Genomic DNA, 22,413 nt, shown 5'->3' with positions numbered 1-22,413 from the left:
TTTCAGTGCCGGCATGCGCGCCGCGAGCGGCAAGCCGGTGGTTCGTGACAGTTCGGTTTCAGGCGCTCGCGCGACGGCCGAGCGCGTAGATCGGCTCCAGCACCCATTCGATCAGCGTGCGACGGTCGAGCAGGAGATCGGCATCGAGCGCCATGCCGGGACGCAGGCGCTCCGTGCGGTCGTAGACCGCGATGTCCTGACGATCCAGCGCGACGGTCAGCCGGTAGTGCTGCTCCTGCACGTTCGGTTGGCCCGTCAACGCCGCGACTTCCTGCGGCGACAGCGCGCTGCGCGACACGCCCGACACCCGGCCGAATTGCTGGCCGAATTTCTGGTAGGGATAAGCCTCGTAGCGCAGCACCACGGTCTGCCCCGGATGAATGAAGCCGATGGCGCGGCTCGGCACCATCAGTTGCGCTTCGAGCTTGCCGTCGGCGGGCAGCACCGACACCGCGGTCTGTCCGGCGCTGACGATCTGGCCGACCTTGAACAGCATCGCCCCCACCACGCCGTCGGCCGGTGCGCGCAGCACGACGGAGCGGCGCGCTTCGTTCTCGACGATGGCCTGTTCGGTTTCCGCCAGCTTGCGTCCGGTTTCGTTGCGCTGCTGCCGTGCATTCAGCGGCTGCTCGCGCAACTGCTGTCGCACCTGGATCAACTGGCCCTGCACGTCGAGCCGCGCGCGCACGGAATCCTGCAGGCGAGCCTCCGCGTCGAGCACGCTGGCTTCCTGCTGATCGACCTGCGAATTCGACGCATAGCCTTGAGTTCGCATCATCGCCAGCTTCTCGAGCTGGCTGCGGGCGAGCTCCACCTGGCGCACGCGGTGCGCGTGCTGCAGTTGAAGTTCGCGCAGTTGGCCCTCCAATGTCGCCGCGCGATCCTTCAGCCCGCGAATCGCTTCGTCGGCCAGCACCGTCTGGCCGCTCAGATCGCTCCGGAGCCGCTCGCGCTGCGTCTCGAGCTGGGTGCGAACCATCTCGCGGGCGTCGCCCAACGAAGTCGTCACCTCAGCCGACACCGTGACTAGCGGCTCGCCTGCGCGCACGCGCTGGCCTTCGCGGGCCTCGATCTTTTCCACCGTGCCGGTGACGGGCGGGCTGACATTGAGCACGCCGGCGGTGGGCACGATCTGCCCCATCACGCGTTCGCGCTTCGTATACGTGCCGAGCGCCATGAACGCCGCGACGGAAACGGCGATGACCGCCACGATGGCGATGAGCAACCAGCGGTAAGGCGGCGAGTACAGCGCAACCGTGCCGATCAGCTTGCCCTTGCCGGCTTCGAGCGCCTCGGGGCGAAACAGTGAGTCAGACATGACAATCCATCAATGAAACCTCGGGCCGCATGCGCCTAGCCGACGGTCAAACATCCAAATTCGTTCAGGTCGTCCTGAGCGATCGTGCCCAGCACGGCCGACAATTTCAGCCGCGCGGTGATATAGCGAAAGCGCGCATCGGCAAGATCCCGCGCCGCCTCGAAATACTTCTGCTGCGCCGTCAGCTCGTCGACATTGGTGCGCAGCCCGACTTCGCGGCCGTAATGCGTCGACTCGACGCGGCTGCGCGCGGATTCCACCGCGCGCTGCTGCGCCCTGAGCTTGGCCGCGCCGTTGACGATGCCGAGGAACGCGGCGCGCGCATCCTGGCGCGCGCGCCGGCGCGCATCCTCGAACTGATCGCGGCGCTGCGCGCGGCGGCTGTACGCTTCGCGCGACGTGGCCACCGCCGCGCCGCCGGCGAACAGCGGGATCGTCACCGTGATGCCGATCATCGACGTTCGCGTTTTCGACGTCGTGCCGAACAGCTCGTCGAGCGCGTTGCCGTTCTGCGCGCGGCTCCAGTTGCCGCCGTAGCTGCCCTGAAGGTTCACCACCGGCAAATGGCTCGCGCGCGCCGTCGTCACGTCGGCCTGCGCCTCGTCGAGCTGGAACGCGGCCGCGCGGACTTCGAGGTTGTCCTCTTCCGCACGCGCGAGCATCGGCTCCAGTTCGGCCATCGAAGGCGGCGAGCGACATACGCCGGCAAGCGGATCGACGTCGGCCGCACGCAGGCCGGTCAGCCGCTCGTATGCGCCGCCGGCGGTTTCGAGATCGTTGAGCGCACCGATCTCGCGCGCCTGCGCGTCGTCGTAATTGGCCTGAGCCTCGTCGACGTCGGTCCGGGTGCCCTCACCGATGTTCAGCGCGAGGCGCGCACGCTCGAGCTGCTGACCGAAGGTCTCCTTGGCCGCGCGCGTGGCCTGCAGCACCTCGCGCTGATACAGGATCTCGAAGAACGCATCGGAAACGTTGCTCACGAGCTGCTGCTGCGCGCTGGCGAGCTCCACCTCCGCCCCGCTCGCCTGCGCGGCGCCGCGCTGGTAGTCGGCATAGCGGCCGAGGTCGAACAGCGGCTGCGTCAGCGTGATCGCGTAGTAATGGCGCCGCACGCCGGCTGCGTACGACGCGCTCGGCTGATCCTGGCGCGTATACGCGCCCTCGAGCTGCACCTTCGGCAGCAGCCCGGCGAGCCCTTCCCAACGCTTCTGCGCGCCGGCCCGCTCGCCGTGACGCGCGGCCGAGATCGCCGCATCGAACGTGCGCGCGGCCGCCACGGCCTGCGGCAGCGTCGTCGCATGCGCGCTCGGCGCCGGTGCGGCGAACGCGAACCACAGCAGCGCCCAGCGCCCGCGCGGCAAGAAACGCGAAACGGCGGCGGCGCTCATGCCTGCGTCGGCATCGCTCGAAGCACGCAGTCTGAACGTCGCTGCGCGCGGTGAAAATCGCAATTCGTCCATTTTTTCGGATGCCGATGTGCCGCGTCGCGCCGCCGCGGCGTTCGGAGTCGCTTTCATGTCAATCCGTTTTCAGTGGCGTAGCGGATCAGGTCCGCCGTGGAATGGATGCCGAGCTTGCGCATCGCGGTGGATTTCTGCGATGCGACGGTGCTGACCGATCGCCGGTACTGCAACGCGATCTCCGACAACGAAAGCCCGGTCGCCGTCAGACGCACGACGTCGAGCTCCTTTTGCGTCAGGTTGCAATTGCGCATGTGCGCGGACTGGCCGTCTTCGATGTTCCTGCGCATGACCGGCGACAAATGGCGCGTCGCTCCCGCGTGGACGTGCATGCAGGCGCGGATGATTTCGTGCGCCGGATCGGCCTTGCCGACCAGCGCCCGCGCGCCGAGCTGCATCGCCTTCGTCAATATCGCGGCGTTGCTCTGCGCGGTCAGGACGATCACTCTGCTGCGCGGCGCCGCCGCGCGCACCGCGCGCAGCAGTGCCAGGCCGTCGTATGAGCCGCCTTGCGCGGGCATGGTGAGATCGGTCAGCACCAGATGAGTCGGCTCGCGAGTCAACGCGGAAAGGAGTTCGCGCCCGCTGCTGCACACGTGCCGCAATTGCAGCAACGGCTGCGGTTCGACGAGCAGCTTGATCGAGTGCAGGACGATCGGATGATCGTCGGCGATCGATAGCGTGATGCCTGCCATGTGAGATCCCGGATGAAGGAACGTGTGAGTCGTGCCGCCGGCCAATACGGGGCCGGCGTGAAATGAGCGGTTGTCCCACATGCCCGTCGATGTCGGCGCAGGTGCTGAATGGCTCGGACGTTATTCTTTTCTTCAGGCCCGTCGCACGCGATAGGCCGCGTCGGAAGACGCGATGACGCTTTTCCGAGAACGGCATCGGAATTTTCCGGGGCGTCGCCGGGCTCGGGTCAAGGCCGTCCTGCCCGCACGGCTCGATGGAATCTGTTCGGATCTGCCCGGCTGGCGGGCCGCCGTGCGACGGCGTTCAATGGAGAAATCGATTGTCGTCACGCGGAGCGGCCAGCCGGACCTCGCCCGGAAATCCGGATGGAGCGACAACGCTCCAGGCTGCAGGCTCGCGATATGCGCGGCGAGGCCGCGCGCGAGGCCGGCACGTTGCCGATTGCGTCGGGCGCAGGCGCGTTCGTCGCCGAACTTCGCAGCGCCGGCCGAATCGCATCGAACGTGGTTTCGTCACGCGACGCGCGGCGGCGCGCCGCGACGATCTCGCGCAAACGCGATTGCTGCACGCGATCGTCGCGATCGTCGCGACCGGTTCGCGCATTCGGGTATGAAGGATCGTGTGGCGATTCGATGCGATTCGATGCAATACGCGGCGAACACGACGTGCCGCTCGCCGCCGATTCATGATTGCAGCGCGACGAACGAAGCGAGCAACGCGGCGCGCTGCATTGAGCCTTCGGTCGATGCAGCCGCGGCGTCAGATCGGCGTCCTGCCCTGCGCAGGCCCTTTCATGCGATCGCGCGCTGCCGCAATGCGCGCAGATGCGCATGCAAGACGGCACACAGCGCGACGACGCGCGCGGCGTGCGCCCTCGATGCCGCCGTGTCGTCCTCTCGCAGACGCTGCTCCAGTTGGACGCAGCCATGCTCGAGTTCCGCCGCGCCCACGATCTGCGAACTGCCCTTGATGCGATGCGCGGTCCGGATCGCGGTTTCGACGTCGCCGTTGTCCATCGCCTGCTGCAAGGCCCGGATATCGGCGTCGTTGCTCCGCACGAGCGTGTCGATCAACGCGTTGCGCGCGTCGATGTCGTTGCCGGCGATCGCATACAGCGCGTGGCGCGCGGCAAGCGCCATCGCATCGGATGTCGGGTCCGCGGCCGCTTCCGCGGCGCGGGGGGCGACGAGCACCGCACCGCGAAGATGTGCATCGAATGCATGCGCCAGATCCAGCAGGCCGACCGGCTTGGCCAGGAACGCGGTCATGCCCGCGGACAACGCCTGCTCATGCGCTTCGGCGCGCGCGTCGGCGCTGCATCCGAAGATCGGCAAATCACGCCATCGCTCGTCCGCTCGCACCGCGGCGGTGAAGGCATAGCCGCTCATGCGCGACATCGAGCAATCGGTGAGGATCACGTCCACCGTTTCCCGTTCCAGCAGTTCGAGCGCCTGCTCGCCGTCGCCGGCCTCGAACGTTTCCTCGAAGCCTAGCGCGTGCAGCTGGCGCACCAGCAGCATGCGGTTCGGCGCGTGGTCGTCGACCACGAGCGCGCGCAGCTTGCGCGCCCAGTCTCGCGGTGTTGGCAGCGCCGGCGGCATTGCATCGTCCGACGACGCTCGCATCAGCGGAATCGAAACGCGCACCTGCGTGCCTTCGCCGAACTCGCTCTCCAGCGCGATCCGGCCGCGCATCTGAGCCACCAGCGTACCGCAGATCCAGAGCCCGAGGCCGGAGCCGTCGAGGCCGGCCCCGGCGCCCGTCACCTGCTCAAAAGGCTGAAATAGCCGGGCCTGGTCTTCCGCGCGTATTCCCACGCCGGTGTCGCGCACGACGATCTCGAGCGTCCCGCGGGAATCGTCGCGAGATTGCCATCGCAGGCTCAGGCTGATGCCGCCGCGGTCAGTGAACTTCAGTGCATTGCCCAGCAGATTGCCGATCACCTGACGCACCCGCAAGCCATCCATTTGCAGCGTCTGCGGCACGCCGGGATCGATTTCGGCGTTCAGCGCCAGGCCTTTTTCCGCGCAGAGCCGCCGATACATCAACAACAGCCGCTCGACGCAGCTCACGACGCAGGTCGGCCGGGGATCGAGCTGAAGCTGCCCCGACTCGGCCCTGGACGTGTCGAGCAAATCGTTGATGAGGCGCAGCAGCGACTGCGCGGTTTCGCGCACCGTCCAGATCGTGTCCCGGTTCGGCGCGCCTGGAAGGCCGAGCTCCAGTTCGAGCAAGCCGAGAATCGCGTTCATCGGCGTACGGATTTCGTGGCTGATTGTCGCGAGAAACGCGCTCTTGGCCCGGTTCGCGGTCTCCGCTTCGAGCGTCGCCTGCTTCAGCGCGCGCTCGGTCTGCTTGCGAAGCGTGATGTCGATCCAGCCGCCGAGCACGGCGCCGGCGCCCGAGCTCGAACACCCGAGCGGAACCGTCCAGACGAACAGATCCGAATCGCCGCCGTTGTCCGCCAAGGTTCTGTCGACGAATTGCGCCCGGCGCTCCGTCAGCGTGGCCTGAAACAATTCATCGAGCATCGCGTTCAATGCCTGTTGCCGGAGGGTCGACGCAGGCAGCGCGTCGGCGTCGACGAGCGCATCCCGCGGCAACCCGTAGGCCTCGGCGAAGGATGCATTGCAGCTGACCACGCGCCCGTCCGCCTGGCGCAGGTAGACCGCGAAGGGCAAAGCGTTGATCAGCGCATCCTGCAATGCGATCCTCTCGCGCAGCTCGCGCGCGCGGCGTCGCTGGCCGTAGCGAATCGCGCCGAGCGCGGCCGCGCTCAAGCTCAGCACGACGGACAGCGCCGTGAGCGCCTTGACGACCCGCTGCCGCTGCATGGTGGACCAACCGGCGATCACGTTGGTCGGGCGGTAGCGCATCCGGTCGCGCCGCAAGGCGTCGAGATCCTCCGGCGGCGTTGCCTGAAACACCTTGTCGAGAATGCCGAGCAACAGCTCGTTGTCGCGCCGCACCGCCATCGCAATGCTGGTGACCGACTCGTTGACCGTCGTCACCGCCTTCACCAGCCTCGCGAGCTCGTACTGCGCGATGAAATAGTTGGCGGTGGTGCCGGGCAGGGAAATCGCATCGACGCTGCCGTCGAGAAGCATGCGGAACAGCGTCGGGATATCGCGTGCCTCGACGAGCTGCGGCTCGCCGATGAGCGGTTCCGGATTGAACCGCTGGAACCCGCGCGTCTCGGGCATGATGCCGATACGCTTGCCGCCAAGATGCGCGGTGCTGGTGATAGCGCCATCGCCCGCGCGCACGAGGATGACCCAGAGCGTCTGCGCATACGGCGCGGTCGATGTCATCCAGTTCTCGCGTGCGTCGCCGATCGCGACGTTCGGCAGCAAATCGACCCTGCCGTCCGCGAGCGCCGCGAGGCATTCCCGCTGAGTGCCGAAGGACACGGGCTGGAAACTCAGCCCGGTGCGCTCGCCGATCAAGTCCATGACGTCGACGCCCAGGCCCGTGATTTTTCCGCGGCCGCTCTCGACGAACATATAGGGCGGCAGATCGATCGCGCTCGCATAGCGAATGGTGCGATGCGTCCTCACGTACTCGCGCTCCTCCTCCGTCAGCACGAGGTCTCGACGGATCTTGAAATGATTCGCCGAACCGAACCAGCGTCGCTGGATTTCGCCGGCCGTGCGAATCGGAATGGCTCGCAGCGCCGCGTTGATATGGTTGATCAGGTCCGTGTCCGCGGCGCGGGCGGCGAACACGAACGGCGGCGCGTCCACGTCGGCGAAATTGGTGATCGACAGCGGCAACTGCAATTGGTCGATCAGGTAGTTCGCTTCGGTGGCCTGGCCGATGAACGCGTCGGCCGTGCGATAGGCCACCGCTTGCAGCGCGCCGAGCGCCGTCGGATAGGCCGTGATCTTTTCGTGCCGGTAGCGGGCGCGAAAAGCCGCGTTGCCGAAATCGTCCGCCGTCACGGCATAGCTTTCCGGCGGCGCCGACGCGGATTCCATCCGGCCTTTTTCTCCGAGCACACGCACTTCGACCCGCCGGTCCGTGAAGTACGGGCGCGACCGAAGCAGGTGCCGATCGGCGTCCAGCCGAACGCCGCCGACGAGATCGACCGAGCCGCTCATCAACGCGGCTCGAGCCTGCGCGCGCGTATCGAACATCCAGATCTCGAAGCGAAGCCCGCCGGCATGCTGGATGACGTGGAGATAATCCGCGGTCACGCCTTCGTACAGGTCGCGATCGCGATACAGGTTGTACGGGACGCCGCCGTCGCGCGCGACCGCCACCCGCACCGTCCTCGGCAAATGCGGTCGGCTCCGATCACCGGGCTCCGCGGACAAGTGCCGATTGGCGTCCTCGATGCTGTGCAACTGCAGTTTGCGCGGCGGATATTCCGGGTTCGCCGTGCCCGCATGAGCGCCAACCGACGCGAAACACAAGATGGCCGACAGCCGGACGGCATTGCGGCGCCCGGCGCGGCCGATCTTCGACCAAATGCAGGATGACATCGTATTCATGTCGACGAGGCTCGCCTGCGCCATTGATCGGCGGTGCGGCTTGCCGCGAATCGTTCTCAGATCAGACCGTTCTTTTTCGCGTAATCGGCCAAGCCCACGACCGACGACACCCCGAGCTTCTCGAATATGTTGGATTTGTACGTGCTGACCGTCTTGTTGCTGATGCACAGATCCTCGCTGATCTGCCTGTTCGACGATCCGCGCGCGAGCCCGCGCAGCACCGTCAGCTCGCGATTCGTCAACCCGCCGATCCTGTTCGCGGCTTCCTGCGCTCGATCGTGGTAGAGCGCCGAAACGGCCTCGGCGGGGAAGAACAGATAGCCGGACAGGATGGTCTTCACGGCGTTGAGGATCTGGGCCATGTCGTTTCGCTTGCTCAGGAAGCCGTTGGCTCCGGCCTGGCTCGCCCGCACCGAATAGATCTTTTCGTCCATCGCGGAAAAAATCAAAACCCGGGTTTTCAGCCCTTCCGCACGAATCCGCTTCAACAAACGGAAACCGTCGCCGCCCGGGATCTCGATGTCGAGAATGGCCAACTCGATGGGGTGCTCGCGCAGGAGCGCCATCGCATCGACTGCGTTGGCCGCTTCGCGGATCGGCCCGAACTCCTGCCTTCCGGACAGCACGGTACGGATCGCCAAACCGATGGCGGGATGATCATCGACAATCAGAATGCCGGGCATCGCGGTTCCTCGGTGCGTATGCGACCACTACTGACGGCATGTGCCCTCCTGCGTGTCGGTCGAGACCGACGAGATGTCGTGAATGAAAAAAACGCGTGCCGAAGGCGCGGCCCGCCACGGCGGCCCCGAGTCATGCGGATGTTCGCGAGAGCACGAACGAAGCGGCGACAAGGGGGCGTGCCGGCGGGTATCGAGCCGCGGCACACTCGCCCTGCGTCTCGTCGTGTGGGCGGACCGGAGCGCCAAAACTGCAGCAACCGGCCGAAAGCCACGCCGCCGCTGCCGCGATCACGTGCCGGTATTGGGCCAGGGCCTTTTCACGCTGATAACGGGCTTGCGAACGTGCCGTGCCGGAAGCGTCGGCACGGCGCGTATCGCGCGGCTCCATGGCGAACGCCGATGAATGATGGCGCGGGAAATCAGTTGCCGCGTAATGCACGGGAAGCTGCCGAACGCGACGGCCCGCAACCCGCAACGCACGCCCATCTGCGCTCATGCGCTCGCGGACGAATCGCGCGGCATCCGCGCGTTTCCCGTCGATGGCGCCCAAGCACGCACGAAACGCAACGCGCCCGACACGCCGCGCCGTCGCGGCAATCGGCGAAATCGCGCAACGCACCCGCATCGCCTATCCGGATTCGACTGTACCGATCGCGAATCGACCGTTGAATCAGAGTTCTTAGAAATTTCGGCCCCACGGGCACGACGCGCGCGGCCGACGAGTCCGACGACAGCCAACGCGACAGCCAACGACGAAATCGCGAACGCGCGGCGACATGGAAGCCGCGTCTCTAACAATTGCGATTTCCGCGGTAAGAAAAGAAAGGCAATGTCTGTTCATGGGTTCGCGCTCGGCACGGCCGCGTTCGTCGAGCGGCGTCGAGCGCGTGCGCGTCGGGCAACGCGCCGCGTCGCCGGCGAGCGGCCGGGCAACGCATCCGCCTCTCCGAGCTGCGCCGGCGTGGGGTCGGGCGGCCGACGCGCGGGGCAGCCGGTCGCCACTCCGCTTTCGTCGACACCGGACGAGCCGGCTCGTGCCGATTGCAAACGGCACGCCGTCGCACCACGCACCGCCGAGGACATCGGCGCGAACGCAAGCCCGGCCTTCGGCGGAAACGTCCGACATCGGCGGGAGCGAATCCGCCGTTCAACCGTATGGAGTAAGGACAGGAAAATGAGCACGGACCTCATCGAACGTTCGCCGGTCGCGCCATTGCGCCCATCCATCGCATGCGAACTCGCAGGCAGGCTCGACGGCATTCGAGCGGCCGGGAGGCCCCGCGTTGGGTCAGCCCCGGCCCCGTATCGCCTTGTCAGCGACATCGCGCCGCGCGCGGGCCGCTTCGATCACGCGACGCCGCACTTCCTGCAAGCGCGGGAACACGCGCCGGTGCCGGATGCGCCGTTGCCGAGCGGCCGGATCTTCGAAGCTCGGATGCGGCGAGCGACCGCGCGGCGCGCCTTGTCGTACGATGCGCACGCGGCGTGCTCGTGCGCGCTTTCGTCGCGGCCCGCATGCGTTGCGTTGCGCGCGCCGAGCGGCGTATTCGGCGGCGATCCGGCGCGAGCCGACCTCGACGCGGCCCTCGACGCGCCGCCCAGGGCCGCCGCGATGTCCGTGTCCGGTCCCGAAGGACCGCTCGCGCGGCAACGGCGACGATGTCGCGCGGCGGCGCTGACGCGGCATCCGGATTCCACGCGGCTCGCCGCGCGCGACCAGGCGCGCGACAAAGTCGAATCGCCCAGCCTTTGCGCTCGCCGTGCGCGAGACGCGGCATTCGGGCTCGCATGCCGGGCGCTGCCGGCAAAGCGGCTGCCCGCGCCGTCCAGCCCGAAGAACGTCCGCGCGTGTCACGCGCGCATTGCCGAGCCGACCGAGGCGCTCTCGGGCCGCGCGAGAACGGCATGAGCGCCGTTCGCCACGACCCGCGCAGACATCGGCGCGCCGGAGTGCGGCGCGAATCGCGCCGGCCGCGTCTGACGGCAGCCCTTGCGTCGGCGCTCGCGCAGCGGATTCGGAACCTGGCCCGCAACGGTGGCCGGCCTGTCTGCCGGCGCGCCCGATCGCGATCGGCGCGATGAAACGCAAACGGCCTCGCTCGCCGCGTCAGAACGGCGGCTCGCGCAGATTCAGTTGCGACAGCGCTCTCGGATTCACGCGCTCGTGCCAGTCTTGCGCGCGCATCGGCTTGAACAGATAGGCGCCCTGCAGCTCGATATCGCGATATCGACGCAGTAGCTCCAACTGGCGCCCGTTTGCGACGCCGGACACCGTCAACGAGAAACCCAGATCGTGCGCGAGCCGCGAGACGCTTGACAATATCGCCTCCGCGGTCGGCGAACCAGGCAGACGCTCGGTGAACGATGCGCCGAACTTGACGCCTGTGACGGGCAGCACCATCAACGTCGACATCGCCGTGTGATGCGCCCCGAAATCGCTGAGCACGATGCCGTATCCTTTCTGCCTCAACCGCTTCAGGCGATCGAGAAGACTCAGCGATTCCTCCGGCGCCGACATTTCCGGCACTTCGAGCGTCAACTGGCTGCTCGAGATGTCAAATTCCGCAATCGATTGCGCGAGCCGCTCGAACACGCTTTCGGCGCACAACTGGGCGCCCGAGAACCGCATCGACAGCGCCGACACACCGCCGCCCTCGTGCTTCCAGCGCGCGAGTTGCCGGCAGGCCTCGCCCACGGCGTGGCCGGCGATCCGGGGCGCTGCGCCCAGCCGGTCCGCGACGGCGTACACGACGCGCTGAGGCAGCGCCCCCCAATCCGGATGATCCCATCGTATCGTCGCTTCGGCGCCGGTCACGGCCCCCGAACGGACGGAAACGATCGGCTGATAATCCATGACGAGCTCTCCGGCCTCGAGCGCTCGCTCGAGATCGGCCTCATCCAACGGAAGTCCCTTTTCGTGTTCCCGGGCAAAGAATGCACCCCTACGACGCGTGATGCCCGTTTCCATATCATTCTCCCAAAGACGCCGCCGTCGCGGCGGCGTCCGTCGCGGCTTCGCGCCCGCCGGAAGGCGGCCTCGCAGCACGACGCCGACGCCCGCCGGTCCGATCGCCCTCAAATCTTCAGGAAACGTTAAATCATGTCGAGCGTGAAGAGAATCACAAATCTTCGAATCCGAGCCTGAACCCGCAGCAAAGCGCGAAACTCGGCGCGGAGCCTTCCCGCAGGGGAGCGCCCCCCGATCCGGCAGGCCCCGGCGTTCGACGATCATTCGTTCGTCAGCGCCGCGACCATCCGCTCGAGCGCATCCCGAATGGCCAACGCCTGCAGCTCGATCTCGCGATTCCACTCGCCGGCTTCGCGCACGTAGCTCCGAAGCTCCTGGCATTGCTCATGCAGCGCGGAAGGCCCGAGAACGGCGATGCCGCCCGACACGCCGTGAAGCCATCGTCTCAGTTTCGGCAGCGCGCGTTCGTGCAGGATCGCGTCGAATTCCGCGATTTCTCCACCGGTCTGCGCGACGAACACCCGCGCATACGCGGCCGGCACGTTGGGGACGTCGGGCAGATCGTCCTGCGCGTCGTCTTGCGCGCGCTCGCCTGTCTGCGCGCTGCAACACGCGCGAACGACCGTCTCGAGCCCTTCCAGCGGAACCGGCTTCGCGAGGTAGTCGGTAAAGCCGCGCGCCCGGCCGTCCGCGACGTCTTCAGGACGCGCGCTCGCGCTCACCGCGTACACCGGCATCGTCATGCCGAGCTTCCTCATCTCGGCGAGCAACTGGAAGCCGTCCATCACCGGCATGTCGATGTCGGTCATCACGGCGTCCACCGGCTCCTTCGACAGCAGCGCGAGCGCCTCCTCGCCGTTCTTCGCCTCGATGACCCGCACGCCGAGCGTCGTGAGCTGATCGAACAGAAGGCTGCGATTGAGAAGATTGTCTTCGACGATCAGCACCGTGATTCCCGCCTCCGCCCCTCGGGGCGCTTGCCCGGCATCGACGAGCGCCGTGCGGCCGGCGGCGAGCATCTGCGCCGCGGATTTCACCCCCGCAAGGCTATATATGCTGATTTCCACGCCGCCGCCGTCGCGCCGTCTCGGCACGAGCGGCCCCGTCTGCCCGACCCACACGATCGAATCCGGCCTTTTCCACCACGCCCGCACTTCGGCCGGCGCGAATTCGTCGGTGGCCATCAGGAAGTCGTGCGCATGCTCGTCGATCGGATCGGCGGGATTCGCGAAGGCAGTCACGGCCGTGACGCCCGGGTCGAACAGATTGGTCAGCCATTCGAGGTTTTCCTGTGCACGGCCGAGCACGGCGACGCGGCGATACGGAAGCGTCCAGTACGCGTTGCTCGAATCGCCCTCCGATGCGTCGAGCGGCAGGGACACCGCGATGCGGGTTCCCACGCCGACCGTGCTTTCCAGATCGATGCGCCCCTTCATCAGCTCGCAAAGGCGCGCGCAGATCGACAAGCCGAGGCCGGTGCCGCGCGCCTGCCTCAGCCGGTTGCTGTCTCCCTGCGTAAAGGGCAGGAAGAGCCGGTGCTTCAGGTCATCCGGAATGCCGATGCCGGAGTCCGTCACGCTGATTTCGAGCTCGCCGGCATGCCAGCCGGCGCGCAGCACGATCTTGCCCGACGGGGTGAACTTCAGCGCATTGCTCAGCAGATTGTTCACGATCTGCGATACCCGGACGGGATCGAAGTAAAGCCGCGCGGGCAGGCTTCGCTCGAACACCACGTAGAACTTCAACCCCTGCTGCGTCGCGAGCGGCGCATGCGAGAGCGCCAACCGGTCGAGCAGATCGGCGATGTTCGACCACTCCTCCATGAGGCTCAGCTCGCCGACGTCGATCTTCGAGAAATCGAGGACGTCGTTGACGATCTGCATCAAACCGCGAGCCGACGTCTCCATCGCCTTCACGCGCGCCTGCTGCTCCGGCGCGAGCGGCCCGCGCGCGATCAGCTCGATGTTGCCCACGAGCGACGACAGGGGCGTGCGGATTTCGTGGCTCATCGACGCGAAGAACGCCACCTTCGCCTTGGCCGCCGCGTCGCTCGTCAGCTTCGCCTCGCGCAGCAGGATTTCCGCCTGGTGGTGCGCCGTCATGTCCGTGATCGCGCAAAAGAACACCTCCCGCGCGTTCAGCGTCGCGGGTGCGTACGTGATTTCGATGTGGACGGCGGAATGCCCGGCGCGCGACAGCGTGAACGGGAACTGGAAAATGCGCGCGTCGTCCGATTGGGTGTCCTGCGTAGCCAGCGACGATTCGAATGCGTTCTGCAGCTCCTGCGGCAAATGCCGGTCCGAGAGCCGCAAGCCGAGCATCGTGCGCGCGATCGGATTGGCGACGACGATTTCCAGCGTCGTGCGCTGCACGATGCACAACCCGACCGGTGTCGCATGAACCAGCAGATGGTTGAGCATTTCGCTTTCGAGCGCTCGCGACGCCTCCTCGTAGATGCGCGTCAGAAACCGGTAGTTCCAGTATCGGAACGCGACGAGCAGCAACACGATCAGAACGAGCGTCGCGCCGCCGACGAGACCCAGTTCGTACTGCATCGACTGCAGTTGCAGATCGAGCGGAAGCAGATACATCATGTGCCCGAAACCGGAGAACGGCGCCGGGCGGCGAAGCGCCCATCCGAAGCCGGGAATCCAGTGGTACAGGCCGTCCTGTCTTGCGGCGAGCCGCTCGTCGACCTTGCGGACCATTTCCGAGTCGTCCGCGTTCACGAGCGGCACGCCGTCCGCGTCCACGATGACCGGCTGCTGAACGCGGCCGGCGCGCTCGATCGGAGAAGCGAGGCTGTGCAGGTCCACGCTGGTCAGGACGAGCGCGTAAAGCCTGTCGTCCTTTAACACGACGGACGCGCCGATCATGTGCAACTCCTCGCCGCTCGCCCCGCTTCCGATCGCGAACCAGAGAATCTGCTTCTTGCGCGCGGCGTCGAGCGGATCAAGGCCGCGCTTTCTGTACCGCTCGAGCACGGCCGAAACGAGCTCGGACGGGGTGCTGGCGCGAAGTGCGCTCAAGTCGCCCGCGGGAAACAGATATCCGTAGCCGACCGAACTGTCGGCCGTCACCATTTCGACGCTCGGCGTCTGCCCCGAGTTGGCCAGCAACTGCACCGTGTAATCGCAGCTCTCGCGCAGGATCGTGTCGTCGCGGGCGTTGTGGGCCATCGGCGTGCACGCGTTCGGCGCCGGCGCGCTCAGCGCCGAAGGCGCGCCGTTCATTCGAAGCTGCAGCACGAGGCTCGCCGTCGTCAACATCATGCGGCGCTGCAGGAAAGCGTCGACCACTTCCTTTTCGTGGATGCGCGCGGATTGCTCCTCCTGCCGGAAAGCCGTCTGAAACAATCCGGTGACGGTCATGGCCGCGATACTGATGGCCGCCGAGACGAGCAGCACGATGACGGTCGCGAAGACCCGGCGCTCGCGCTTCAAATTGGACTCGAGCGAATGGAACTTTCTCAGCGGCGATCCCTCGAGTTCTTGCATGAGTCTTTGCATCAGAGCAGTCCTTGCTCTCGGGCGCAGTTGATGAGATCGACGTTGGTGTCCACATGGAGCTTGCGCATCGCCGAACGCTTCTGCGTCGAGACCGTCCCCAGCGAGCGATTCAGCGTCCGGGCGATGTCCGTCAGCGACATGCCGCCCGTGAACAGCCGCACGACCTCGAGCTCCTTCGGCGTCAATGCATTGAACGCCGCTTCGCCGGGCCTGATGCTGCCGGCGACGGCGAGGCGGTGCGCCATGCCGGGAGACAACGACTGGCCGGCGCCGCGCGCGACGTTGAGGCACACGCGCCCGAGCTCGGTGATCTCCTCCTCCTTGCCGACGAGCCCCGCCACGCCCATGCGGCACAGCTGGCTGATCACGCCGCTATTGGTCAACATCGTGAAAACGATGATGGGCGTGCGCTCGTACGCCCTCATCAGGTGAGAGATCAGGCGCAAGCCGTCCTTGTCGTCATCCGCCTGATGCATCGCGAAATCGGTGACGACGAGATTGACCTCCTGCTCCCGCATCGCGGACAGCAGCGCGTCGCCCGACGAGACCGACGCCACCACCCGAAAGCCCGGCAGCGAGTTGACGTAGTCCGTCACCGCGCGGAGAACGATCGGATGATCGTCAGCCACGACGACACTTCTTGTATGCAGGGCAACGTTGGACATGGCGGCTCCGAAAAAAGCGGAAAGCGCGGAAGCGGCGCGCGAATGATGTCCGGCGCGCCGTCATGCGCATTCCATGCAACACGATATCGAATGCCTGCTTTCCTGCCTATGCTTCGCGAGCACGATTCGCCCGAACGCCGCACATCGACTTCGAGTCACGAACGCGTCCGTTCGGTATTCGAGTTTCCATTGCGCCTTTCATTTTTCATACAGCAGCGCTTCGTGCGAATACGCTCGTTCCGTCCGCCGGGGCAGCCGTTCGGCTTCGTCCGCTTCGCGCATGAGCGGGCAATTCGTGTTGTAACAGCTTACCCGAAACGCGCCGACCCGCCCTGACTTAAACATGCAATGAACCGTCTTCACGCCGTCGAATCCCACCGGAATCGGCGAATCCTCGTCCGCCTGCTGATCCGCGCAGCACGGGGCCGTCTTCGCATCGTGTTCGTGCCGCTGCCAACGCGATATCCGCACCGTCACGAAAACGAAAAACCCGATGCCGATCAACATGGCTTCAATGAGCAACGCAAAAGCCACGATCAACCATCCGGTCAAGATATCGACGTACCAAAGCGACAGCAGGAGTACGCAAAACGCGACGAAAACGACCGGCACCAGAAAAAGAATCCATTGCGAAATCTGATCCCACGAGTCCTCGGATCGCGCATGCGAGCGAGTCGTCCATTCAATCGACGTCGTCTGCTCCATCAAGTAAATCTCCCATCGACCTCGCCGCGAAAGCCGAGCGGCGCAATTGCCCAATACGATCCTGACCCAGAGAAAAAAGCATCCGCTCGTTGAATCGAACGGGAATTAACATGATTTGAAAATTCACGGATCTTCACGTCGGGATTTCGCGAAGATAGACACGCATCCGGGCCGAAAAAAAATAGCGTTCCGAAAAAAGCGCCGCGAGCGGCGATCGATGCGCGCCGGGCCGAACGCTTCCGCGGGAAGCGGCCGATTCGCGCATCGCAAGAAGACGCGCTCCCCGGAGCGCGCCAATTCTGGAGTCCGAACGCCGCGCGATTCGCGATCGAACTTTCGAATGAGCGTGCGTGCGACAGAATGGCGTCCGCCCCGAAAACGGTCGTGCCGGCGCCGACATCTCGTTGTCGTTCGACGGCCGCATCCGGATCAACGTATCGCTATTCTCTTGATCGGATGCGTCGCATGCGTCTCATGCGGCCGCCTTGCTGCGGCCGATATCCATTTTTATGCAAACGAGCATTCGACGAACATCAAAAAAGTTAGAATTTCTGCCCGGACGACCCAGGCGCGAACCGGCCGACTTGTATACGGCATGGCGGCACATCCCATGCTTTGCATCCCTGACGTTCCGTCAACTGGCCGCTCCGGCTGCGCGTGTTCGCCCTGTTGTCTCGCCGCGCGCGTGCGACGCGCATGATCGATGCCGCGGAATTCGCCGACGACCCCGCCAATTCCGCCAATTCCGCCGAAACCGGCGCAAACAGAGCGCGCGCCGCTCGGCTCGTCCGTTCACGGACCTTCGTATAACGAAACGATTGCGCCGGGATAAGCGCACGCGTTGTCTTGGCGGCCCGATGCGAGGGGCTGCCCGGGAAACGGCGCGCGATTCGACGATCGTGTCCGAGCCGAGCGCCGTGAAGCGCGCAGGTGCGCCGTAGCGCCGCCTTTGCAATCGAAGTTGCGACGTCGGCATCCGCGGTTCCCGATCAGGTGCGAGATCAGGTGCGGATCGTGCGACAGCAGGCAATCACCGGGGAACGCGTCGAAATCGACATCGCTCTGTGCGCTTTCCCATTGGCGGGCGACGATCGAATCGACGCGGGACGCGACGGCACGGCATGCCGGATGAGTTCCTCCGAACGACGCGAGGCCGTGGCTTGGCTTGGCGACATCGAGCGAGCATGCGAAAGTCCGCGAATTCAGGATGAAGCGCGTTGCAGACGTTGACCGCTTCCAGCATGTTCGGATACGCGTGATGTGCGCGCTCGCAGCCGCGCATCGAAGCGAAGCGCGCCTTGCCTGCGCCCATGCCGTGCATCGAAGATGCCGGCGCACCAACGCCGGCGTTGACGCGCCGATCCCTATGAACCGAGTTGTTCCGGCGAAACGGATCGACAGCGGCAAGGATCGTGCGGCGGCGCGTTCGGAGTCGCCGGCGAATCGCACGGGGCGCACGATCGCTCGGCCGACGAGCCGGCAGGCTTGCTTGATGTCACTGTCGGGATAGCGGTAATCGGCCGATCTTGTCCGCTCGGCGTTGCGAATCGGCGAATAGCCGCTGCACAGCAGGCCGAGCGCCGCGCGGTTGAGCGCACCGCATCTTTCGGCATCGATCGTCGCAACGAAAGGAAGGCACGGGCGGACGCTGCGAGAAAGCCCGCGTTCCGGCGCAGGCCATCCTGCCGGATACCCGCATGTCCGTGTCGACCGAGATACTGAAGCGCGGCTGCTGCATTTCGCAGCATGCGTGCGCCGTTTATTGATCCACGCACCCGCAAGCACGGCGGCGGCGCATCCCGGCAGGCCCGCACATTCGAAGAGCAGCGCCATCCGACACGTGTCGGCTCGGGCGGCTTGCTCTGCCCGAACGAAGCCGATTACGCGCACGGCTTCGCACGAAGCGAGCAACGACGAACGTCGTAAAAAAAAATGGGCCGCCGCATGCGTGCATGCGACGGCCCGAACCACGCCCCGCGGGCCGGGCGTCGAGCGCCGGCGCGCGGGGAGCGCTACGCGATTACCACTGATACGACATGCCGGCGCCCCACACGTAGTTGCTGCCGCTGTAGCTCACGCCCGTCTTCACCTTGATGTTCTGGGTGATACGAGCGGTCGCGCCGAGCGCGGACGCCTGATAGCCCTTGAAGTTGGCCGTGCCTACGCCCACGGCCAGCGTCTTGCCCGGGTCCACGTCCGGAATCATCGTCAACGCGGTGGCGGCCGCGATGCCGGAATAGGCGTCGCGCGAGAGCGTATCGATCTGGCTTTGCATGCCGGTCATCTGATTCTGGATGCCCGACACGGCGCTGTTCAACTGGCCGACGTTGACGGCGTCCGTCGCATTGACGCCGGCCGCGACGTTGGTGATCCTGCGCTCGTTGCCCGCGGAACCGACCGACACCGTATTGGCCTCCGACGCAACGGAACCCGTGCCAAGCGCGACCGAATTCGATCCCGACGCCATCGCGCCCTGACCGACGGCGACACTGTCCGTACCCGTCGCGCTCGAGTTCGTGCCGTACGCCGAGCTGTTCGCGCCCGACGCCGTCGCACCGGCGCCCGTCGCGACGCTGTTGTCGCCCGACGCAACCGCGTTTCCGCCCAGCGCCGTGCTCGAATCGCCGGTGGCGGAAGCATTCGCGCCGGCAGCGGTGCTCGTCGTACCGGAAGCAACCGTGTTGACGCCGAGGGCCGTGCTGCTGTCGCCGGCTGCCGCCGCGTTCTCACCGAACGCCGAGCTGCTGTTGCCGGATGCGGTCGAGTTCGCGCCGTTGGCGGTGCTGTTATCGCCCGACGCGGTTGCGTTTGCGCCATTGGCCGTGCTGCTCGTGCCCGACGCCGACGCGTTGTTGCCCGTCGCCGTCGCGCTGTCGCCGGTAGCCGCGGCGTTTTCGCCCGTTGCCGTCGCGCCCGCGCCGGATGCGGTCGAGTTCGCGCCGTTGGCGGTGCTGTTTTCACCCGTCGCCGATGCGTTCGTGCCGTTGGCCGTGCTGTTGTCGCCCGACGCGGTCGAGTTCGCACCATTCGCCGTGCTGTTGCTGCCCGACGCGGTCGAATCCGTGCCGGTCGCCGTGCTGTTCTCGCCCGTCGCCGATGCGTTCGTACCGTTGGCCGTGCTGTTGTCGCCCGACGCAGTCGAGTTCGCACCGTTGGCCGTGCTGTTGCTACCCGACGCGGTCGAATCCGTGCCGGTCGCCGTGCTGTTCTCGCCCGTCGCCGACGCGTTCGTGCCGTTGGCCGTGCTGTTGCTACCCGACGCGGTCGAATCCGTGCCGGTCGCCGTGCTGTTTTCACCCGTCGCCGATGCGTTCGTACCGTTGGCCGTGCTGTTGCTGCCCGACGCGGTCGAATCCGTACCCGTTGCCGTGCTGTTCTCGCCCGTCGCCGATGCGTTCGTACCGTTGGCCGTGCTGTTGTCGCCCGACGCAGTCGAGTTCGCACCGTTGGCCGTGCTGTTGCTACCCGACGCGGTCGAATCCGTGCCGGTCGCCGTGCTGTTTTCACCCGTCGCCGATGCGTTCGTACCGTTGGCCGTGCTGTTGCTGCCCGACGCGGTCGAATCCGTACCCGTTGCCGTGCTGTTCTCGCCCGTCGCCGATGCGTTCGTACCGTTGGCCGTGCTGTTGTCGCCCGACGCAGTCGAGTTCGCACCATTCGCCGTGCTGTTGCTGCCCGACGCGGCCGAATCCGTGCCGGTCGCCGTGCTGTTATCGCCCGTCGCCGACGCATTCGTGCCGCTCGCCGTGCTGTTGTCGCCCGACGCGGTCGAGTTCGCACCATTCGCCGTGCTGTTGCTACCCGACGCGGTCGAATCCGTGCCGGTTGCCGTGCTGTTATCGCCCGTCGCCGACGCATTCGTGCCGCTCGCCGTGCTGTTGTCGCCCGACGCGGTCGAGTTCGCACCATTCGCCGTGCTGTTGCTACCCGACGCGGTCGAATCCGTGCCGGTTGCCGTGCTGTTATCGCCCGTCGCCGACGCATTCGTGCCGCTCGCCGTGCTGTTGTCGCCCGACGCGGTCGAGTTCGCACCATTCGCCGTGCTGTTGCTACCCGACGCGGCCGAATCCGTGCCGGTCGCCGTGCTGTTATCGCCCGTCGCCGACGCATTCGTGCCGTTGGCCGTGCTGTTGTCACCCGACGCGGTCGAGTTCGCACCATTCGCCGTGCTGTTGTCGCCCGACGCGGTCGAATCCGTGCCGGTTGCCGTGCTGTTATCGCCCGTCGCCGACGCATTCGTGCCGCTCGCCGTGCTGTTGTCGCCCGACGCGGTCGAATTCGAACCATTGGCCGTGCTGTTCGTCCCCGACGCGGTCGCGTTGTCGCCGCTCGCGGTGCTGTTGTCGCCCGAAGCGGTTCCCGTGTTCGCCGCGACGCTGCCTTGCAGATCCGACACCGACGTGCTGAGCGACGAGACTTGCGACGTCAGCAGACTGTACTGTTGCGAGAAATCCTGCTGGAGCGTGTAGAGCTGCGAACCGTTCACCGCATCCGTGCTGGTTGCCGAAATCGCGCCCGCCGCCACGTTCGTCAGGAGGACCGGCGTCGTGGCGCCCACGCCGCCGAAGGTGATCGTGGATTTCGACGAATCATCGTAGGACACGACATTCTCCATCGACGTCTGCAAGCCGGCCAGATTCGCGTTGACCGTGCCGAGGCTCGTCGACAGCGACGTCACATCGTCTGCAGTGCCGAGCAGCGAAGTCGACAGCGACGCGATGCCGCTATCAGCGGTGGAAAGCCCCGTCGACGCGCTCGTCGACAGCGACGTCAGATCGCTCGCCGCGCCGAGCAGCGACGTCGACAGCGACGCGATGCCGCTATCAGCGGTGGAAAGCCCCGTCGACGCGCTCGTCGACAGCGACGTCAGCTGGCTGACGTTCACCGCATCCGTATCGTTGACGCCGGCGGCAACGCCCGTCAGCGTGCGCGCACCCTGGCCTCCCGCGAAATTCACCGTCAGGCCCGGCGAATTGGCGCCGACACTGATCGCTCCGGTCGCTGAATCTTGCGCCACGACGCCCACGCCGACCGAAAGAAGGCTCGTCGAAATCGAAGCGATGCTCGTTGCCGTCGAGGTCGAAAGCGAAGTGATGCTGGTTGCCGTCGAGGTCGACAACGAGGTCAACTGGGACATGTTGACTGCATCGGTCGAATTCACACCGGCAGCAAGGCCACTGAGCAATACGCCGCCGGTCGCATTCGACATCGTCAACACGTTGCCGTTCACGCCGCCCGTCCGGAAATAAATGCTGCCCGCACTGCCGTCGAGAACGATCTGCGTGTCGTCCGCGGTCATCCCCATCCAGTTCGTCGAGCCACCCGCGACCATGCCATTGATCCAACCGGCCGAATTACAACCGTTCCCGGTTATAAGGCCCCCGCTGCCGGCAACATTGTTTTTACCGCCGTTGTACGTCAAGCACAGACCGGTGTTATTCGCAGCCATTGCCTCGCCGGCAAACGGCCCGACAACGCCCATCGCAACCAGCGATGCAGCGCCCAGCAGCGACAGCTTGAGCACTTTTTTCAGTCCGCCGGCGGATTCCACGACGCTCGAAGCGCGACCACCGCGCCCCACTGCGTGCTCCGACGCCGCAACCCACGTACGCGTCTCTTCGCACCATACCGTTTTGAAAATCTTGTTCATGAGATATTCCCCAATATATTAATTTCGTACTGCTATACGAATAAATTGATTAGAAAACGCCGACTTGGGTATGCGACTGCTCGCTTGAATGAACGGCGCAGATAAAACCAACCGAAGTTGCGGAGTGAATTTCGGATGTCTTTTAAATCCGAACGACGTCTTTTCCGAACTACCGATTCTGATCATCAAGATACAGATTCGAGTCTTCCGGATACATCTCAATAGTTCGAAATAAACGGCGGGGCACGTGAAGATGCCGAGCGCCG

General features: G+C 65.8%; 12 protein-coding genes. 1 reads left to right on the top strand and 11 read right to left on the bottom strand.

Translation table 11 applies throughout. The annotated features are described in order from the left end of the window. Positions 1-58: 58 nt before the first annotated feature. From WS78_RS30915 to WS78_RS30890, 5 genes are all read right to left on the bottom strand, one after another. The gene (locus WS78_RS30915) at positions 59-1,318 is read right to left on the bottom strand and encodes an HlyD family secretion protein (protein WP_059576945.1); all 1,260 of its coding nucleotides are present in this window, start codon (positions 1,316-1,318) and stop codon (positions 59-61) included. 35 nt (positions 1,319-1,353) lie between these two features. Further along, positions 1,354-2,706: a TolC family outer membrane protein gene (locus tag WS78_RS30910; protein ID WP_226377262.1), complete on the bottom strand. Its 1,353-nt coding sequence runs from the start codon at positions 2,704-2,706 to the stop codon at positions 1,354-1,356. 125 nt (positions 2,707-2,831) lie between these two features. Continuing rightward, positions 2,832-3,518 carry a response regulator transcription factor gene (locus WS78_RS30905; protein ID WP_197419374.1) on the bottom strand — a complete coding sequence of 229 codons (687 nt, stop codon included), beginning with the start codon at positions 3,516-3,518 and terminating at the stop codon, positions 2,832-2,834. 747 nt (positions 3,519-4,265) lie between these two features. Continuing rightward, positions 4,266-7,991, bottom strand: coding sequence for an ATP-binding protein (locus tag WS78_RS30895; RefSeq protein WP_059576952.1), 3,726 nt, complete (start codon positions 7,989-7,991; stop codon positions 4,266-4,268). A 32-nt stretch (positions 7,992-8,023) separates the two neighbouring features. Next, a complete protein-coding gene (locus WS78_RS30890) occupies positions 8,024-8,650 on the bottom strand; it encodes a response regulator (RefSeq protein ID WP_059576955.1) in 627 nt (208 codons plus the stop codon). A 403-nt stretch (positions 8,651-9,053) separates the two neighbouring features. On the opposite strand from WS78_RS30890, the gene WS78_RS36640 reads away from it, so the two are divergent. Beyond that, positions 9,054-10,559 (top strand): hypothetical protein, encoded by a 1,506-nt coding sequence (locus tag WS78_RS36640; RefSeq protein WP_157131166.1) that lies wholly within the window; start codon positions 9,054-9,056, stop codon positions 10,557-10,559. A 198-nt stretch (positions 10,560-10,757) separates the two neighbouring features. Here the strand turns inward: WS78_RS36640 and WS78_RS30880 are convergent, their stop codons facing one another. The 6 genes from WS78_RS30880 to WS78_RS30860 form a co-directional block, all read right to left on the bottom strand. After that, on the bottom strand, positions 10,758-11,504 hold the full coding sequence (locus tag WS78_RS30880) for an EAL domain-containing protein (RefSeq protein WP_052145062.1): 747 nt from the start codon (positions 11,502-11,504) through the stop codon (positions 10,758-10,760). A 374-nt stretch (positions 11,505-11,878) separates the two neighbouring features. Beyond that, positions 11,879-15,127: a hybrid sensor histidine kinase/response regulator gene (locus WS78_RS30875; RefSeq protein WP_059576968.1), complete on the bottom strand. Its 3,249-nt coding sequence runs from the start codon at positions 15,125-15,127 to the stop codon at positions 11,879-11,881. After that, positions 15,127-15,792, bottom strand: coding sequence for a response regulator transcription factor (locus WS78_RS30870; protein WP_038747402.1), 666 nt, complete (start codon positions 15,790-15,792; stop codon positions 15,127-15,129). Before WS78_RS30870 ends, WS78_RS30875 begins: the two co-directional genes overlap by 1 nt. A 198-nt stretch (positions 15,793-15,990) precedes the next feature. Next, positions 15,991-16,404: a hypothetical protein gene (locus tag WS78_RS30865; RefSeq protein ID WP_038747557.1), complete on the bottom strand. Its 414-nt coding sequence runs from the start codon at positions 16,402-16,404 to the stop codon at positions 15,991-15,993. Positions 16,405-17,289: 885 nt separating this feature from the next. After that, positions 17,290-18,330 (bottom strand): hypothetical protein, encoded by a 1,041-nt coding sequence (locus WS78_RS36635; protein WP_156437378.1) that lies wholly within the window; start codon positions 18,328-18,330, stop codon positions 17,290-17,292. A 187-nt stretch (positions 18,331-18,517) separates the two neighbouring features. After that, positions 18,518-22,147, bottom strand: a complete 3,630-nt coding sequence (locus WS78_RS30860) for a YadA-like family protein (RefSeq protein WP_059576973.1) — start codon at positions 22,145-22,147, stop codon at positions 18,518-18,520. Between the last annotated feature and the right edge of the window lie 266 nt (positions 22,148-22,413).

Origin of the sequence: Burkholderia savannae (genome assembly GCF_001524445.2) — a bacterium.
GTDB lineage: Bacteria > Pseudomonadota > Gammaproteobacteria > Burkholderiales > Burkholderiaceae > Burkholderia > Burkholderia savannae.
The sequence above is the reverse complement of the archived record's forward strand: the minus strand, read 5'-3'. Positions and strand labels throughout refer to the sequence as shown.